Genomic DNA, 17,758 nt, shown 5'->3' on the forward strand with positions numbered 1-17,758 from the left:
CTCCCGATGGCGGTGATTCAGTCATTCATATGTGACTGATACACCGCTATCGGGAGCAAGCCCCCTCCTACATTTGGACCTGAACAGTCCTTGAGAACTGTCTCAGACTTCAAGCCATAAACGAATACACCAACGCCGTAATCGCCACCAACCCTACCGCCGTGACAAACACATTGGACGCTTGCCCACGGTACTTGGCCATGGCCGGCACTTTCCGGATGGCGTACATCGGCATCAGGAACAGGATCGAAGCGATAATCGGCCCGCCCAGGGTCTCGATCATCCCCAGGATGCTCGGGTTCAACGTGGCGACAATCCAGCACACCACGAGCATGAAGGCAGCGGTCATGCGGTCCAACGCCTTCGGTGCGGGGCGACGGCCGCTCTTGAGCACCAGGCCCTTGAGGCCTTCGCTGGCACCGATGTAGTGGCCCAGGAACGACTTGGCAATCGCCACGAACGCGATCAACGGCGCAGCAAATGCGATGGTCGGGTTGTTGAAGTGGTTGGCCAGGTACGACAGGATCGACAGGTTCTGCGCCTTCGCTTCGGCCAGTTGCGCGGGCGACAGGGTCAGCACGCAACTGAACACGAAGAACAGCACCATCACCACCATCAGCAGGTGCGCGCGGGACAGGATCTGCGAGCTGCGCTCATCGGCGTGGGCACCGTACTGGCGCTTCTGGTCGACCGCAAAGGCGGAGATGATCGGCGAATGGTTGAACGAAAACACCATCACCGGAATCGCCAGCCACAACGTATTAAGCAAGGCCGAGGGCGCCGGCACGACACTGGCCGTGCTGAGGATGCCGCCGTTCCAATGCGGCACCAGGTAAACCGCCAGGAACAACAGCGCAACGATAAACGGGTACACCATCAGGCTCATGGCCTTGACGATCACCTGCTCACCGCACCGCACCACGGCCAGCAGGCCGAGGATCAGCACGAACGACAGGATCGCCCGTGGCGGCGGCAGGATGTGCAACTGGTGCTCCATGAAGCTACTGACCGTGTTGGTCAACGCCACGCTGTAGATCAGCAGAATCGGGAAAATGGCGAAGAAGTACAGCAAGGTGATCAATGCGCCGGCCTTGATGCCAAAGTGCTCCTCTACCACGTCGGTAATGTCGGAACCTTCGCGGCCCGACAGCACGAAACGGGTCAGGCCACGGTGGGCAAAGAACGTCATCGGGAACGCCAGCAGCGCCAGGATCACCAGTGGCCAGAAGCCCCCCAGGCCGGCGTTGATCGGCAGAAACAAGGTACCGGCGCCAATGGCGGTGCCGAACAGGCCGAGCATCCAGGTGGTGTCCTGGCGGCTCCAGCTCGAAAGGGTTGCAGGTGTCGTTGCATAGCGTTCGTCGACGCTATTGGCCTGATCATTCATCCGGTCGGATCTCCGCATTTACACGGCCGGGACGAGTCAGAAAAACCTGACAGGCAGCGCCCCGACCATAGAAGGGGCCGGATTGTCCGGGATTCTCGTGAATAAGCAAAGACTTAGCTGAGGAACGGTTAGCCGGTGCAGATGTCGGAATAAGCCATGCGTGACACTGGAAAGCGTCGCCGTAGCCCGTAGGAAATGCCCTTACTGCTGTTGACAGTCACTTCTGCGCGCCCGCATGATCGGCCCATGATGCCTATTCAGTTGAACCTCACCCGTACCACCACCACGACCGCTTATGGCGGGTCTCGCGGTGGCTGTGGGTGCTTGAGCTAAACACTTCACGGATACACCCCAAGGCCCCGCCAGCAATGGACGGGGCCTTTTTATTGCTCCGTCCACCTGGCCTTCGCAAGGAGCAACACCATGGCTGACGCCCTGCTTATCATCGACATGCAAACCGGCTTGTACGATGGCCCGGACAAACCCTTCGAACGCGAACGCGTGCTGGGCGCCATCAACGGCTTGATCCAGCGTGCCCGTGCAGCCGCCGCGCCGATCTTCGTGGCGCGCCATACCGGCCCTGTCGGGTCACCGCTTGAGGCCGGCAGCCGGCCGTGGCAGCTGTGGCACGAACTGGACGTTGATGCAGCCCGCGACCACCTGTTCAATAAAACCCGCCCCAGCTGCTTCCTGGGCACCGATCTGGCACGGCAACTTCACACCGCAAACGTGAAGGAGCTGGTGATCGCAGGCATGAAAACCCAGTTCTGCATCGACACCACGTGCTGCGTAGCGGTAGAGCTGGGCTTTTCGGTGGTGCTTGCCGAAGATGCCCACACCTGCATGGACACGCCGACGCTGAAGGCAGAGGCGATTGTCGAGCATCACAACGCCACGTTGGCCGGCGCGTTTGTGAAGCGAGTAAGGGCGGCGAACGTAGCGTTCCGATGAACTGGGCGGGGTGGAAATTTTCCACCCCAACTAAACGATTCAGCCTACACATCCCGCATACTCTCTCCTCCAACCCCAAGGAAGATCCGTCCGATGACCCCTACCGTCCTGGTCCTGGTTGAAACCATCAACGACTACCTGCCGATCATCGAGAGCAATGACTTTCATGTGATCCTGGCACCGACGCCCGCCGAACGCGCCCAGGCCATCAAGGCCCACGGCGGCCAGATCAAGGCCGTGCTGACCCGCGGCCCCCTGGGTTTATACGCCGAGGAAATCGCCGCGCTGCCGCTGCTGGAGATCATCTGCGTGATCGGTGCCGGGTATGAACACGTAGACCTGCAGGCCGCCAGCAATCGCGGGATCGTGGTCACCAACGGTGCCGGAGTGAACGCGCCATCGGTGGCGGACCACGCGATGGCGCTGTTGCTGGCGCTGGTACGTGGTATCCCGCAGACCGACGCAGCCGTACGGCGCAGCGAATGGCCCAAAGTGATGCGCCCGTCCCTGGGCGGCAAGCAACTGGGCATTCTGGGCTTGGGCGCCGTGGGCCTGGAGATCGCCAAGCGCGCGGCCCTCGGGTTCGGCATGCAGGTGAGTTATCACAACCGCCAGCCACGCGATGACGTGGACTACACCTACTGCGCCACCGCCGTGGAACTGGCACGCACCTCGGACTTCCTGATCCTGGCCACGCCCGGCGGCGCCGGCACGCGCCACCTGATTGATCGCAACGCCCTCGACGCGCTGGGACCGAACGGTTACCTGGTCAATATCGGCCGTGGCAGCGTCGTGGTCACCGCCGACCTGATCACCGCCCTTGAGCAACGCCGCATCGGTGGCGCCGCACTGGATGTGTTCGACGACGAGCCGAAGGTGCCCGACGCCCTCAAGCGCCTCCCCAACACCGTACTCACCTCGCACGTTGCCGGGCTGTCGCCCGAAGCCGCCCATGACACCGTGCAGCGCGTGGCCGACAACCTGGTGGAGTTCTTCGCCGGTCGCGCGGTGCTTACGCCGGTCACCCTGCCCCCGCCCGCAAAATGACCGATCAGGCACGCTGATCATCATTTAACACGCTAACCTATTAAGCCGCCCCGACCTTGTCGGTGGGCGGTTGTGCGCATTAGATTAGCCAATAGTCCAAGGCCTTAAAAATAAGCAGAAGGGATAAGCATGGCGCTGAACGACCAATCGACCCAGATTCGACCCGGTGAAGAACTGGATGCCAGCCTGATCGATCCCTATCTCAAGGCCCATATCCCCGGCCTGAGCGGCACGCCGACCATCAGCCAATTCCCTGGCGGCGCGTCCAACCTGACTTACCTGCTGGAATACCCCGGCCAGGAATTCGTGCTGCGCCGCCCGCCCTTCGGCCACAAGGCCAAGTCCGCCCACGACATGGGCCGCGAATACCGCATTCTCAACCAGCTCAAAGATGGCTTCCCGTATTGCCCCAAAGCCTATGTGCACTGCACCGACGAGTCGGTGATCGGCGCCGAGTTTTATGTGATGGAGCGCGTCAATGGCATCATCCTGCGCTCCGACCTCCCGGCCGAACTGGGACTTGATGCCACCAGGACCGAGGCGCTGTGCAAGAGCTTTATCGACAAATTCGTCGAACTGCATCGGGTTGACTACAGCGCCTGCGGCCTAGCCGACCTGGGCAAGCCCGAGGGCTACGTGGCGCGCCAGATCCGTGGCTGGAGCGAGCGCTATGAAAAAGCCCTGACCCCCGACGCGCCGAAATGGGAGGCGGTACGCGCCTGGCTCCACGACAAGATGCCGGCCGATCACCCCACCTCCAGCATCGTGCACAACGACTACCGCTTCGACAACGTGATCCTCGACCCGCACAACCCGATGCAGATCATCGGCGTACTGGACTGGGAACTCACCACCCTCGGCGATCCGCTGATGGACCTGGGTAACACCCTCGCCTACTGGATCGAGGCAGCGGACCCCGCGCCGGTGCAACTGATGCGTCGCCAACCGAGTAACGCCCCCGGCATGCTCACCCGCCGCGAATTTGTCGACTATTACGCCGAACGCTCGGGCATCCGGGTCGACAACTTCGACTTCTACTACACCTACGGCCTGTTCCGCCTGGCGGGCATCGTGCAGCAGATCTACTACCGCTTCTTCCATGGCCAGACCCAGGACAAACGCTTTGCGCAGTTCATTCAGATGAACAAGCTGCTGGAGCAGATGAGCCTGAACGTTATCGGTAAATCAGCCCTTTAAGGAATTCCCATGTCCAAGACTCACTTGTTCGATCTCGACGGCAAAATTGCATTCGTGTCCGGCGCCAGCCGTGGCATCGGTGAGGCCATCGCCAAGTTGCTGGCCCAGCAAGGCGCCCATGTGATCGTCTCCAGCCGCAAGCTGGAAGGCTGCCAACACGTCGCCGACGCGATCATCGCCGCTGGCGGCAAGGCCACGGCCGTGGCCTGCCATATCGGTGAAATGGAGCAGATCAGCCAAGTGTTCGCCGGCATCCGCGAGCAATTCGGCCGCCTGGATATCCTGGTCAACAACGCCGCCACCAACCCGCAGTTCTGCAACGTGCTGGACACCGACCTGGGTGCGTTCCAGAAGACCGTCGACGTGAACATCCGCGGCTACTTCTTCATGTCGGTGGAAGCCGGCAAGCTGATGCGCGAGAACGGCGGCGGCAGCATCATCAACGTGGCCTCAATCAACGGCATCTCGCCGGGCGTATTCCAGGGCATCTACTCGGTGACCAAGGCCGCCGTGATCAACATGACCAAAGTGTTCGCCAAGGAATGCGCCGAGTTCGGTATTCGTTGCAACGCCCTGCTGCCGGGCCTGACCGATACCAAGTTCGCCTCGGCGTTGGTGAAGAACGACGCGATCCTGAAAATGGCCCTGGCGCAGATCCCGCTCAAGCGCGTGGCCGACCCAAGCGAGATGGCCGGTGCGGTGCTGTTCCTGGCCAGTGATGCGTCCAGCTACACCACCGGCGTGTCGCTGAATGTGGACGGTGGTTTCCTGTCCTGACAGCGCCTGGGTTTGCTCAGATCGATTTGCGGGTAACCTTGGGGCAGATCGATCTGCCTCAGGATGAAACATGGAATTGCACATCGTCATCAGCGGCCGCAAGGACCTGGCTGCCCAGCTTTATCAACAGTTGCGCGAAGCCATCGCCACCGGGCGACTGTGTGCGGGCGCGCAACTGCCGCCGAGCCGGCTGCTCGCCGAGCAATTGGGCATCTCGCGCAAAACCGTATCCGATACCTACGCCACCTTGACTTACGAAGGCCTGCTGGTTGGCAGGATCGGCCGCGGCACCTTCGTCAATGCGTGGGCGCCGCAGCCTGGTCGCGTGCAAACCGCCACCGACCTGGCCTGCGCCGATAACCTGGCGAAATGGGCCGCACTGCCCTCGCCCATGCGCCACCCCACCCGCGACAGCATCTTGCGCTACGAATTTATCGGCGGCGCCACCAGCCGCCACCAGTTCCCCCAGGATGAATGGCGCCGCTGCACCCAGGACGCGCTGCGCCGTATCGCGCAAAACAGCGGTTTCTACAGCCAGCCCGAAGGCCTGCCGGCGCTGCGCAGTGCGATTGCCGGGCATATCGCGTTTTCCCGGGGAGTCAAATGCCGCGACAGCGACATCGTGGTCACCAACGGCGCGCAGCAGGCATTGGACCTGCTCGCCCGCGTCGTGCTTGAGCCGGGCAGCATCGTCGCCATGGAAGACCCCGGCTACAGCCCGGCGCGTCAGTTGTTCATGGCAATGGGCGCCCGCGTTGCCAGCGTGCCGGTGGATGCCCAGGGCATCCGGGTCGAGCAGATTCCCGAGGGCGCGCGGCTGATCTACGTGACACCGTCCCACCAGTTCCCCCTCGGCATGCCCATGAGCCCGGCGCGCCGCGAAGCGTTGCTGGCGCGTGCGTTCGAACTGGGGGCGATCATCATTGAGGACGATTACGACAGCGAATTTCGCTACGAAGGCCGGCCCACCGACTCCCTGCAAAGCATGGACACGCGCGGCGCAGTTGCATACGTGGGCACTTTCTCCAAGACCCTGCTGCCCGAGTTGCGCCTGGGCTACCTGGTACTGCCACCGGCGATATACCCCGCGGTGCTCAAGGCCAAGCAATTGACCGACCAACACAGCTCTACCCTGGCGCAGTGGGCGCTGGCCAAGTTCATCAGCGAGGGCTACCTGCTCAAGCACATCCGGCGCTGCCACACGGTGTATGCCGGGCGCCGCGAACGCATCCTGCAACGCCTGGCGGGCGATTTGTCGCCGTGGTTCGAAGCGGTGCCCAGCGTGGCCGGGTTCCACATGGCGGCCTTGTGCAAGGTGCCGGTGAATATCCCGCTGCTCAGAGAACTGGCGCGCCAAGTGGACGTAGGCTTGTACCCGCTGGATGTGTTCTTCCAGGACGCGCCGGTGCGCCAGGGTTTGATCATCGGGTTTGGGGCCATCGAGACCCTCGATATCGACCCGGCGCTGGACAAGGTGCGCGATATCCTCCAGCAGATTGGCTAGGGGTTTTTTCAGAAATGTGGGTGGGGGCTAAATGTGGGAGCAAGCCCCCTCCCACAGTTTTAACCGCCTTCAGTCACCGACTCACGGGCGTTTGAACTGGCGCCGCAGGTCTTCAATGCCCTCGCGGCAGAAGCACCCTTCAAGGTGATCATTGACCATCCCCATCGCCTGCATCAGCGCATACATCGTGGTTGGCCCCACATAAGTCCAGCCGCGCCTCTTCAAGGCCTTCGACAACCGCACCGACGCCGGCGACGTCGGGTTAACCGTCCAATAAGCCAGGTCCACCACCGCCGGGCGCTCATCCTCAGCGGGCTCGAACGCCCACAACCACCGCGCCAGCGAGCCGGTTTCAGCCACCAACTCACAGGCACGGCGCGCATTGTTGATGGCGGACACGATCTTCGCCCGATTGCGCACAATGCCCGGGTCTTGCATCAGCCGCTCGATATCCGCCTCGCCATACTGCGCTACCTGGCTAAAATCAAAGCCATCGAATGCACGTCGAAAACGCTCGCGCTTGCGCAGGATGGTGATCCACGCCATGCCCGCCTGGAAACCTTCCAGGCAAATCTTCTCGTACAGCTGGATATCGTCCGCCACCGGCACGCCCCACTCGTGGTCGTGTTAGTGCGGGTATTCGGGCGCCGAGGTGCGCCAGGTGCAATGGCTGCGTCCTGCCGCGTCGGTAGTCAGTCCTGGTGTGTCCATCCCTCACCTCATGAGCCGAGGGGCGGATGATAAGCGAAAATTTTTGCACCCCGCCAACCGCTCAAGCATCGCCCTCGGCGAACCACTGGTCAGACCGGGACCCGCCAGCCGACGAATAATCGCTTGTTATTTCAAAAATACCTGGCCTAGACTGACCACGCACTGGACTTACCGGTATGACCACAACAATTAAGCCCTGGAACCACCAGGGCACCGAATAGAGATCCCTCCCATGCTCAGATGGTGCTCGCGTTCGATTTTCCTCCAAGTCGTCATTGGCCTGATGCTCGGCATCGCCTGCGGCCTGGCCCTTCCCGAATTTTCCTCGCAACTCAAACCTTTGGGTGACGGCTTTATCAAGCTGATCAAAATGCTAATTGGCCTGATCGTGTTCTGCGTGGTGGTCAGCGGTATTTCCGGCGCCGGCGACCTGAAGAAAGTCGGGCGCATCGGCCTCAAGTCGGTGATCTACTTTGAAGTGCTCACCACCATTGCGCTGGTGATCGGCCTGGTCATGGCGTTCAGCACCGGTATCGGCCAGGGCGCCAATATCCATCTGGAGCAACTCTCCTCCGCCGGCCTGAATGAACTGGCCGACAAGGGCCAGCACATCAAGGGCACCAGCCAGTTCCTGATGGACCTGATCCCCAACTCGGTGATCGGCGCCTTTGCCGACAACAACGTGTTGCAAGTGCTGCTGTTCTCGGTGCTGTTCGGCAGTGCGCTGAACCTGGTGGGCGAAGCGGCCTCGGGCATCACGCGGCTGATCAATGAGCTGAGCCATGTGATTTTCCGCATCATGGGCATGATCGTGCGCCTGGCGCCTATCGGCGTGTTCGGCGCGATCGCCTTCACCACCAGCACCTACGGCCTCGATTCACTGCAACACCTGGGCAGCCTGGTGGGTTTGTTCTACCTGACCTGCTTCGCTTTCGTCGCGCTGATCCTCGGCGTGGTGATGCGCGTGTCGGGGCTGCGCATGCTGCCACTGCTCAAGTACTTGCGCGAAGAACTGCTGATCGTCATGGGCACCGCCTCCTCCGATGCGGTACTGCCGCAGGTCATGCGCAAACTCGAACACCTGGGTATCGGCAGCTCGACCGTGGGCCTGGTGATTCCGACGGGATATTCGTTCAACCTGGACGGTTTCTCGATCTACCTGACCCTGGCCATCGTATTTATTGCCAACGCCACCGGCACGCCGCTGTCGATGACCGACCTGCTGACCATCCTGCTGGTGTCGCTGATCACCTCCAAGGGCGCACACGGCATTCCCGGTTCGGCGCTGGTGATTCTGGCGGCGACGCTCACCGCGATCCCGGCAATTCCGGTGGTGGGCCTGGTGCTGGTGCTGGCGGTGGACTGGTTCATGGGTATCGGCCGCGCATTGACCAACCTGATCGGCAACTGCGTGGCCACCGTGGCGATTGCGCGCTGGGAAAAAGACATCGATATCCAGCGCGCCAACAAAGTGCTCGACGGCCAGCAAGGGTACGCCTTCCAGGCCAAGAAGCCGGTATTGCCGGCGCATCAGGAGTTCTGAAGCAATTCGATGAGCACCACAAATCAACGGTGGGAGGGGCTTGCTCCCTCCCACACTGGACCTTCCTCGTATCGAATAATGGGTTCGCAGCTTAAGGAGCATACGACGTGATCAGCACCTCAACCGTCGTCAATTCAGTGGTAGAAAAACTGCGCGCCGCGCTCAAGCGGGGCCAGTGGCGGCGGGGTGAAATGCTGCCCGGCCAACGTGAGCTGGCCGAACAGATGGGCATCAGCCGCCCCAGCCTGCGCGAGGCGGTGATCGTGCTGGAAACCCTTGGCCTGGTGCGCTCCATGCCCGGCAAAGGCGTGGTGGTGCTCGAAACCAGCGTCAGCGAACCGCAATCGAGCGACGCCGTGGCGCATGCCAGCCTCGAAGATATTCTGCAACTGCGCTACACCCTGGAGCCATTCATTGTCGGCCTGGTGGCCCAGACCATCAGCAGCAAGGATGTCGGCCAACTGCGCCTGACCCTGATGGACATGCGCGAGGCCCTGGAGGCTGGTGATGCCGAAGCCGGGATGAACGCCTACATCGGCTTCCACGAAGAGCTGTTTGCCCTCACCTCCAACCCGATCTTCCAGAACGTGGTGCAACAGACCCGCGACGCCCTCAAGCAAAGCGCCCAAGTGCTGCGCAATTCCCCCGAACACCTGGCCGAACGCCTACAGGAAAACGAAGCGGTAGTACGCGCCATACGCAACAAGAACAGTGCCTTGGCCAGCGCCGAGATGCGTCGGCACATCCTCCAGGAAGGCCTGCGCATGGGCATCGCCCTGAACATCCCGGACGACCATCTGGGCAGCTGATTTTTGGAGACGACCATGACCGTCCACGCTCTGCAACGCGAGCCTTTCCTCCCTGCCCTGCGCCTGGTGGCCGGTAAAAAGCCTTCAGTGGATGACATCTACCCACGGCTGTTCGACGCGATCCTTGAACAACGCATCGCGCCGGCCAGCCGTTTTACCGAGGAAAGCCTGGGTGAAACCTTCGGCGTGAGTCGCAGCGTGATCCGCCGGGTGTTGGCCAAGCTGTCCCATCAGCAGGTAATCATCCTGCGCCCCAATCAACGCGCCCAGGTGGCGGCGCCGGATACCCAACAAACCCGGCAGATTCTCGAAGCACGGCGCATGACCGAAATCACCGTGGTGCAGCTGGCGTGCGCCCAGGCCACACCCGCACACATTCGCCAGTTGCGCGAACTGATCGCGTGCGAACGCGATTGCATAGAACGCGACCAGCGTGGGCCGGCGATTCGTTTGTCGGGGGAATTTCACCTGCATTTGGCGTCGATCGCCGGCAATGGCCCACTGGCCCAGTTCCTGAACAGCCTGGTGCCGTTGACGTCGTTGGTCATTGCCCAATATGAAGCGAAAGCCTGCACGTATTGCGCGTGGCAGGAGCATGTGGCGATTGTGGACGCGATTGAGCATCGGGACTCAACCACCGCAGTGGCGTTGATGACCCAACACCTGGACCACCTGGAAAGCAAATTACTGAAACACCACTGACCTCCAGACTATAAGGTGGTCCAAATGTGGGAGGGGGCTTGCTCCCGATGACGGAGTGCCAATGAATGCACCTCTTACTGACCCACTGCTATCGGGAGCAAGCCCCCTCCCACACTGGACCTTCAGCACTTGATAAATAGTGTTCCAACAAAAAGCCCCCGCCTCTTACGAGACGGGGGCTTTTGGTTTAGTCGCTAAATCAAGCCGGTTGCAGTACCGACTGACCGCTCAACGCCAGGTCCAGCAGTTCACGGTTGGCGACCGCATACATGGCGTAGTCCGTGCCGACCGCGGCACGGATTTCCACCATCATGGCGCGCCAGCGATCGGCCATGTCCTGGTGCTGCTCAAGCCACAGGGCCACGCGGGCTTCCATGTCTTGTGGCGCATCGGCCATTTGCAGTACCGAGATGGTGATCGCGCGTTGCTGCCAGTCCACATCGTCACGGAACGCTTCGCGCGCCTGGGCCTGCCAGTTGTTGGCCACGGGCAGATCACTGATCTGCTGCAGGTACCACGGCAAGTCCAAAGCGCTGCCGACGGCGAAATAAGCCTTGGCCACTTCGGCGGCGTCATGCCCGGTCACGTCGGCGGCTTCGATGATCGGCAGCAAGGTGTACAGGTGGGTGGTACCTGCAACCATGCGCGCCAACAACTCCGGTACGCCGGCCTGGGTGTAGGCCTGGTAGCGGTTCTGCCAGCCTTCACGGGTCGGGCCTTCCAGCAACTCGTCGAGCTTGAGCCCCAGCGCGGCCAGGTGCGGACCGAAGTGCGCGGTGTCACGGCCAGCATCTTGCTCGTTGCGACGGCTGCGCAGGAACCAGCGCGTAGCACGACGGCCCAGGCGCATCAGCTCGTCCATCAGCTCCAATTGCACGTCTGCCGAAACCTGGTGGTCCAGGGCTTCGATCTGACGGAACCAGTGCGGGAGGTGGAAGATGTCGCGCACGATCACATATGCGCCCGCCACGTTCGCCGGGCTCATGCCGGTCGACTCTTTGAGTCGCTGAACGAAGGTGATGCCCATGTGGTTGACCAGGTCGTTGGCGATCTGGGTGCTGACGATCTCGCGCTTCAAACGATGGCGACGCATGGCTTCGCCGAATTTCGCCACCAGGCTCGGTGGGAACGCGGTTTCCATATCACGGGTGAGGTAGTCGTCATCCGGTACCAGCGACTTGAGCAACGCTTCCTTGAGGTCGATCTTGCTGTACGAGATCAGTACCGACAGCTCCGGACGGGTCAGGCCCTTGCCGGCGGAGGCGCGCTCGGCCAACTGGTCTTCAGTCGGCAGGTACTCAATGGCCCGGTCCAGCTTGCCACGGCCTTCCAGGTCGCTCATCAGGCGCTTGTACTCGGCAGCTCGCTCGTAAGCCTTGCGGGCAGCCAGGGACAGGGCCTGGGTTTGCTTGTAGTTGTTGCCCAACACCAGGCTGCCGACTTCGTCGGTCATGCTCGCCAGCAACTGGTTGCGTTGCTTGTCGGTCATGTCACCGGCCTGCACCACTTCGTTGAGCAGGATCTTGATGTTCACTTCGTGGTCGGAGCAGTCCACGCCACCGGCGTTGTCGATGAAGTCGGTGTTGGAGCCGCCGCCATTGAGGCCGAATTCCACGCGACCCAGCTGGGTCATGCCGAGGTTGCCGCCCTCGCCCACCACCTTGCAGCGCAACTCGTTGCCGTTGACGCGCAACGCATCGTTAGCCTTGTCGCCCACATCGGCGTGGCTCTCGGTGCTGGCCTTGACATAGGTGCCGATGCCGCCGTTCCACAACAGGTCCACCGGCGCCTTGAGCAAGGCGTTCAGCAGTTCGGTCGGGGTCAGCTTGTCGGCCTGGATGTCGAAGCGTTCTTTCATCTGTGGCGAGATGGCAATGCTCTTCGCGCTACGCGAGAAGATACCGCCACCTTCGGACATGATGCTGGTGTCGTAGTCGGTCCAGGCCGAACGCGGCAGCTCGAACATGCGCTGGCGCTCGACGAAGCTGGTGGCCGGGTTCGGGTTCGGGTCGATGAAGATATGCAGGTGGTTGAAGGCCGCGACCAGTTGCAGCTTGTCGGACATCAGCAAGCCGTTACCGAACACGTCGCCGGCCATATCGCCGACGCCGACCACCGTGATGCTGTCTTCCTGCACGTTGATGCCGCGCTCACGGAAGTGACGCTGCACACCCACCCACGCGCCCTTGGCGGTGATGCCCATCTTCTTGTGGTCGTAACCGGCGGAACCGCCGGAGGCGAACGCGTCGCCCAGCCAGAAGCCGTAGTCGATAGCGATGCCGTTGGCGATGTCGGAGAAGGTCGCAGTGCCCTTGTCCGCCGCCACCACCAGGTACGGGTCATCGTCGTCATGACGCACGACGTTGGCCGGAGGCACCAGGGCGCCGTCCTTCAGGTTGTCGGTGATGTCCAACAGGCCGGAAATGAAGATGCGGTAGCACGCGATGCCCTCGGCCGCGATCTCGTCCCGGCTGCCGCCCAACGGCAGGCGACGCGGCAGGAAGCCGCCCTTGGCGCCCACCGGCACGATCACCGAGTTCTTCACTTGCTGGGCTTTTACCAGGCCCAATACTTCGGTGCGGAAATCTTCTTCACGGTCGGACCAGCGCAGGCCGCCCCGCGCCACGTTACCGAAGCGCAGGTGCACGCCTTCAACTCGTGGCGAGTACACAAAGATTTCAAACTTCGGCACCGGCTTGGGCAGCTCGGGGATGGCACGCGGGTCGAACTTGAAGCTGAAGTACGACTTGTTCTGGCCGTTGGCGTCGGTCTGATAGAAGTTGGTGCGCAGGGTGGCCTTGATCAGGTCCAGGTAGCGCCGCAGGATGCGGTCCTCGTTGAGCACCTGAACGTCGTCCAGGGCGCTGAGGATCGCTTGCTCCAGGCGTTGCTGCTTGTCTTCCAGGTCATCGGCGGTGAGCTTGCGCGCCAGGTAGAAACGGGTCTTGAACAACCGGGTCAACTCGCGGGCGATGTCGGTGTGGTTGTTCAGGGTGCTGGCGATGTAACCGAGGTCGAAGCCCAGGCGGATCTGCTTGAGGTAACGCGCATAGGCACGCAGCAGCGCGACGTCGCGCCATGGCAGGCCGGCGGTGAGTACCAGGCGGTTGAACGCATCGTTCTCGGCATCGCCATGCACGATATGCACGAACGCGTCCTGCAAGGTGTCGTTGAGCTGCTGGATATCCAGGTTCACGCCTTCGGCGGCGATGAACGCAAAGTCATGGATCCAGAACTCGCGGCCATTGGCGTGGCGCAGGCGATACGGGAACTCGCCCAGCACGCGCAAACCGAGGTTTTCCAGGATCGGCAGCACGTCGGACAGCGCCAGCGGCGTGTCGGCGTGGTAGAGCTTGCAATGCAGCTCACGCTGGCCGGAGACCTGGCCAAGCGGCTGGTAGAAGCTCATCACCAGTGGGTTGGCTTCGGTCAGGCTGAGCAGGTGCTGCATGTCGACCACCGCCGAATGCGCGGCGAAACGCTCGCGGTAACCGGCGGGAAAGCCTTTCGGGAAGTCCGCCAGCACGTTGGTGCCGTGGGCTTCGCCGAAGCTCTCCACCACCAGGCTGGAGTAGTCGTCCTGCCAGCTGCGGCAGGCCTGTACCACTTCTTTTTCCAGTTGCAGCGGGTCGATATCGAGGCGGTTCTTCGGGTCTACCCTCAGAATCAGCTGGACCCGGGCCAGCACGGATTCGGAGAAGAAGGTCCAGAACTCGCAGTCCGAGGCTTTCAGGCGATCCATCAGCACTTGCTGGATCTTCTGGCGCACTTCGGTGGAATAGATGTCGCGCGGCACATAGGCCAGGCAGTAGCAGAAACGCCCGTACGGGTCTTTGCGCAGGAACACGCGGATCTTATTGCGTTCCTGGATCTGCACAATCGACATCACGGTGCTGAACAGCTCGTCGACCGGGGTCTGGAACAGGTCATCCCGCGGCAGCACTTCAACGACTTGTGCAAGCTCCTTGCCCAAGTGCGCCTTGGCCTGGAAGCCCGAGCGGCGTTCGATCTCGGCGACCTTGCGGCGGATGTACGGAATAACCCGCACGCTTTCGCCATACACCGACGAGGTGTACAGGCCCATGAAGCGGCATTCCTTGACGACCTTGCCGTCGGCGTCAATCTCGCGGATCGACACGTAGTCCGGGTAGGCCGGGCGGTGCACGCGGCTTGGGTGCGCGGCCTTGGCGAACGACAGCACGGTCGGTTCACGCAGGTACGACACGGCGTAGTCTTCGATGCGCAGGTCATCGGCGGTGAGGCCGGCGCGCAGCAGCTTGGTCAGACCGAGGAACGAGCCGGCGTCATATTCGATATGACCGCCGTCCGCCTCGTCACGTACCACGAATTCTTCATAGCCAAGGAAGGTGAAGTGGTTGCCCACCAGCCATTCCAGGAAGTTCTTGATCTCGGCTTTTTCTTCGCCGTCGATGCTGAACCGGCTGGCGTCGATCCCGGCGAGCAGGTCCTGGACCTTGGCTTTCATCGGCTCGAAATCGGCCACCGCCACGCGCACTTCGCCCAATACCTGTTCGAGTTCCTTGCTCAACACGCTCAACTCGGCGGTGTTGGCGCAGCGGTCGATTTCCAGGTACATCAGCGATTCTTGCTCGATGCCTTCGCCCTGGGTGCCTTTTGGCAGGACTTCCAGCAACTCGCCCTTCTTGCCACGGCGCACGCTGAGTACGGTGGTTTGCAGGGTATGGATGCTGTAGCCACGGCGATTCAGCTCGGTGCGTACCGAGTCCACCAGGAATGGCAGGTCATGGTGCAGCACTTCGACCGCGGTGTGGGTCGACTGCCAGCCATGACGTTCGTAATCGGGGTTGTAGACCCGCACTTGCGGTTGGGTGTGATCAAAGCGCTCAAGCAGGCGCCAGGCAGACAGGGTGCAACCGGCCAGGTCGGAAAGGCGACGCTGGGTCAGTTCGTCCAGGGAAATGATGCCGAAGAATTGTTCAGCGAACAGCGCCACTTGTGGCAGTGCCTGTTCACTGATGTGCTGCGCCAGTGCCGCTTGCAGTTGATGCTGGAAGTCGGCCTTGCTGGCTGCGGTGAAGAACGCCATCTGTGGTACTCCGCTTGGGCTTGTTATTGATGGAAGCGTCGCGTGTTATCCCCTTGCGGGGAGACCGTCAGCTCTGATCGCTGGTAGCCAGTTAAGCACCATAAACGAATCAGGGTGACAGGTGGGTGAAGCTGGACAGGACAGTCAGGTCACATACAACTTCCATAAGATGCGCACCTTGCCGGGTGACGGTACGACGGGCAGGTCAGGCGCCTGGAACGTGCACATCCGTTGCGCAGCTTAACGAGTGTAGAAGCCCTGCTCTTGCAGCGCTGCGACATATTCGGTCATCGGTAAGCAGGCTAGGGGTTGCGACGGGTGCAACCTGGGATTTGCGGCGGATAAACAGGCAATTTTCAAACCCGCGAGTACCGAAAATGACTGGTTTGGCCCGTAAGGTCATGCCCCGGTTGTGACAGGGCATGCAGCGAAAAATTCGCCGCAATGGCACAATTACCCCGCGCAACGCCCTACCCCACACAGGATTCCCCATGCTGCAGCTGAAAACCGACGCCCTGATGGCCACCCCGTGCGACGAAGAAGAAGACAACATGGCCATGCTCTGCTGCCACGGTAAAAACGGCGAGATGTTCATGCTCAGCCGTTACCCTGATGAAGATGAGGTTGAGCTGACCTGGGATTACGAGCCGTCAACCCTGGATGGGCTGAAAGTCACCTTGAGTGACACCACCCTGGTGATTGAGCTGGCGGCGGGCGATGCCGATGCGCTGGGTGGCAAGGACCAGTTGGCGATCACCCACGCCACGGCTGCCTCCGACCTGGCCGAGGTAGAGACAACCCTGCGAAACATCCTCAACGGAACCGGCACCTTCACCCGGACCTAAGCTGCACCAACGATCAAATGTGGGAGGGGGCTTGCTCCCGATAGCAGTGTGTCAGTCAGCTTATTTGTAGCTGATACACCGCTATCGGGAGCAAGCCCCCCCACATTGATCGTGCTCCTACACAAAATTCCTACAAGTTTTGCCAAAAATACCCGTCACTCCGTTAGTCGCCTTACCCCGCGATGCATTAAAGTAAGCGCCCCAGGCCGGTGTTTTTTCCCTGACACCCAGGCTCATCTTTCCAGGAACCGTCATCGATGGAACATCGTGAAGCGCTGCTTGCGCTGCGAACCTTTCTTTCTACGCAGATTCTCGGCCAGGAAAAACTCATCGATCGCCTGCTGATCGCCCTGCTCGCCGACGGCCATATGCTGGTAGAAGGCGCGCCGGGGCTGGCCAAGACCAAAGCCATCAAAGAGCTGGCCGAGGGCATCGAAGCGCAGTTTCATCGTATCCAGTTCACCCCCGACCTGTTGCCCGCCGACATCACCGGCACGGAGATCTATCGCCCGGAAACCGGCAGCTTTGTGTTCCAACAGGGGCCGATCTTCCACAACCTGGTGCTGGCGGACGAAATCAACCGCGCGCCGGCCAAGGTGCAATCGGCACTGCTCGAAGCCATGGCCGAGCGCCAGGTCAGTGTGGGGCGCAGCACCTATGACCTGTCGCCGCTGTTCCTGGTGATGGCCACGCAAAACCCTATCGAACAGGAAGGCACCTACCCGCTGCCCGAAGCGCAGCTCGACCGTTTCCTGATGCACGTCAAGATTGGTTTCCCGGACGCGGCCGTGGAGCGGCGCATCCTGCAACAAGCCCGTGGCGAAGCGCTCAACGGCGAAACCAAGCCCGAGCGCCGCGTCAGCCAGCAGGCAATCTTCGCCGCGCGCAAGGAAATCCTCGGCCTGTACATGGCCGATGCGGTGGAGGAATACCTGGTGCAACTGGTCATGGCCACGCGCACCCCGGCCAAGTTCGACCCGGAGATGGCCGAGTGGATCGCCTATGGTGCAAGCCCCAGGGGTTCCATCGCCCTGGACCGTTGCGCGCGCGCCCACGCCTGGCTGGCCGGGCGTGACTTCGTGAGCCCGGAAGATATCCAGGCCGTGCTGTTCGACGTGCTGCGCCACCGCATTATCCTATCGTTCGAGGCCGAAGCCGCCGGCATTGACCAGGACCGCGTGGTGCAACGCATTCTCGACGTCGTTGCCGTCGCTTGA

Annotated in this window: 12 protein-coding genes and 1 pseudogene; 10 read left to right on the plus strand and 3 right to left on the minus strand. The window is 61.6% G+C overall.

Features of this window, described 5'->3' with window-relative positions; all coding sequences use genetic code 11:
* Positions 1-109: 109 nt before the first annotated feature.
* Positions 110-1,387 carry a serine/threonine transporter gene (locus AB4N98_RS00580; protein WP_017527918.1) on the minus strand — a complete coding sequence of 426 codons (1,278 nt, stop codon included), beginning with the start codon at positions 1,385-1,387 and terminating at the stop codon, positions 110-112.
* A 423-nt stretch (positions 1,388-1,810) separates the two neighbouring features.
* Here AB4N98_RS00580 and AB4N98_RS00585 point away from each other — a divergent pair, with 423 nt between their 5' ends.
* From AB4N98_RS00585 to pdxR, 5 genes are all read left to right on the plus strand, one after another.
* Positions 1,811-2,338 (plus strand): cysteine hydrolase family protein, encoded by a 528-nt coding sequence (locus AB4N98_RS00585; RefSeq protein ID WP_223496539.1) that lies wholly within the window; start codon positions 1,811-1,813, stop codon positions 2,336-2,338.
* Positions 2,339-2,431: 93 nt separating this feature from the next.
* Positions 2,432-3,385: a 2-hydroxyacid dehydrogenase gene (locus tag AB4N98_RS00590; protein ID WP_017527920.1), complete on the plus strand. Its 954-nt coding sequence runs from the start codon at positions 2,432-2,434 to the stop codon at positions 3,383-3,385.
* Positions 3,386-3,514: 129 nt separating this feature from the next.
* Positions 3,515-4,582: a phosphotransferase family protein gene (locus tag AB4N98_RS00595; RefSeq protein ID WP_017527921.1), complete on the plus strand. Its 1,068-nt coding sequence runs from the start codon at positions 3,515-3,517 to the stop codon at positions 4,580-4,582.
* A 9-nt stretch (positions 4,583-4,591) separates the two neighbouring features.
* Positions 4,592-5,359 carry an SDR family oxidoreductase gene (locus AB4N98_RS00600; RefSeq protein WP_017527922.1) on the plus strand — a complete coding sequence of 256 codons (768 nt, stop codon included), beginning with the start codon at positions 4,592-4,594 and terminating at the stop codon, positions 5,357-5,359.
* A gap of 70 nt (positions 5,360-5,429) precedes the next feature.
* A complete protein-coding gene (gene pdxR, locus AB4N98_RS00605; RefSeq protein WP_065878431.1) occupies positions 5,430-6,863 on the plus strand; it encodes a MocR-like pyridoxine biosynthesis transcription factor PdxR in 1,434 nt (477 codons plus the stop codon).
* 81 nt (positions 6,864-6,944) lie between these two features.
* On the opposite strand, the pseudogene AB4N98_RS00610 reads toward pdxR, so the two are convergent.
* Positions 6,945-7,574, minus strand: a pseudogene (locus tag AB4N98_RS00610) (DNA-3-methyladenine glycosylase I).
* A 217-nt stretch (positions 7,575-7,791) separates the two neighbouring features.
* On the opposite strand from AB4N98_RS00610, the gene AB4N98_RS00615 reads away from it, so the two are divergent.
* The 3 genes from AB4N98_RS00615 (at position 7,792) to AB4N98_RS00625 (ending at position 10,628) form a co-directional block, all read left to right on the plus strand.
* Positions 7,792-9,117 carry a C4-dicarboxylate transporter DctA gene (locus AB4N98_RS00615; protein WP_177412897.1) on the plus strand — a complete coding sequence of 442 codons (1,326 nt, stop codon included), beginning with the start codon at positions 7,792-7,794 and terminating at the stop codon, positions 9,115-9,117.
* Between the two features lie 107 nt (positions 9,118-9,224).
* A complete protein-coding gene (locus tag AB4N98_RS00620) occupies positions 9,225-9,926 on the plus strand; it encodes a FadR/GntR family transcriptional regulator (protein WP_017527926.1) in 702 nt (233 codons plus the stop codon).
* 15 nt (positions 9,927-9,941) lie between these two features.
* On the plus strand, positions 9,942-10,628 hold the full coding sequence (locus AB4N98_RS00625) for a GntR family transcriptional regulator (protein ID WP_065878427.1): 687 nt from the start codon (positions 9,942-9,944) through the stop codon (positions 10,626-10,628).
* A 199-nt stretch (positions 10,629-10,827) separates the two neighbouring features.
* Here the strand turns inward: AB4N98_RS00625 and AB4N98_RS00630 are convergent, their stop codons facing one another.
* Positions 10,828-15,696 (minus strand): NAD-glutamate dehydrogenase, encoded by a 4,869-nt coding sequence (locus tag AB4N98_RS00630; protein WP_017527928.1) that lies wholly within the window; start codon positions 15,694-15,696, stop codon positions 10,828-10,830.
* A 491-nt stretch (positions 15,697-16,187) separates the two neighbouring features.
* Between AB4N98_RS00630 and AB4N98_RS00635 the strand changes: the two genes are divergently transcribed.
* Together AB4N98_RS00635 and AB4N98_RS00640 are read left to right on the plus strand one after the other, a co-directional pair.
* Positions 16,188-16,541: a hypothetical protein gene (locus AB4N98_RS00635; protein WP_017527929.1), complete on the plus strand. Its 354-nt coding sequence runs from the start codon at positions 16,188-16,190 to the stop codon at positions 16,539-16,541.
* Positions 16,542-16,798: 257 nt separating this feature from the next.
* Positions 16,799-17,758 (plus strand): AAA family ATPase, encoded by a 960-nt coding sequence (locus tag AB4N98_RS00640; protein ID WP_003174327.1) that lies wholly within the window; start codon positions 16,799-16,801, stop codon positions 17,756-17,758.

The sequence above is a fragment of the Pseudomonas sp. S3_E10 genome (genome assembly GCF_054667615.1).

What these genes read in the sequence shown, in the direction of transcription:
- AB4N98_RS00580 (WP_017527918.1), bottom strand. Translation starts at nt 1,387, where the DNA reads ATGAATGATCAGGCCAATAGCGTCGACGAACGCTATGCAACGACACCT.
- AB4N98_RS00585 (WP_223496539.1), top strand. Translation starts at nt 1,811, where the DNA reads ATGGCTGACGCCCTGCTTATCATCGACATGCAAACCGGCTTGTACGAT.
- AB4N98_RS00590 (WP_017527920.1), top strand. Translation starts at nt 2,432, where the DNA reads ATGACCCCTACCGTCCTGGTCCTGGTTGAAACCATCAACGACTACCTG.
- AB4N98_RS00595 (WP_017527921.1), top strand. Translation starts at nt 3,515, where the DNA reads ATGGCGCTGAACGACCAATCGACCCAGATTCGACCCGGTGAAGAACTG.
- AB4N98_RS00600 (WP_017527922.1), top strand. Translation starts at nt 4,592, where the DNA reads ATGTCCAAGACTCACTTGTTCGATCTCGACGGCAAAATTGCATTCGTG.
- pdxR (WP_065878431.1), top strand. Translation starts at nt 5,430, where the DNA reads ATGGAATTGCACATCGTCATCAGCGGCCGCAAGGACCTGGCTGCCCAG.
- AB4N98_RS00625 (WP_065878427.1), top strand. Translation starts at nt 9,942, where the DNA reads ATGACCGTCCACGCTCTGCAACGCGAGCCTTTCCTCCCTGCCCTGCGC.
- AB4N98_RS00630 (WP_017527928.1), bottom strand. Translation starts at nt 15,696, where the DNA reads ATGGCGTTCTTCACCGCAGCCAGCAAGGCCGACTTCCAGCATCAACTG.
- AB4N98_RS00635 (WP_017527929.1), top strand. Translation starts at nt 16,188, where the DNA reads ATGCTGCAGCTGAAAACCGACGCCCTGATGGCCACCCCGTGCGACGAA.
- AB4N98_RS00640 (WP_003174327.1), top strand. Translation starts at nt 16,799, where the DNA reads ATGGAACATCGTGAAGCGCTGCTTGCGCTGCGAACCTTTCTTTCTACG.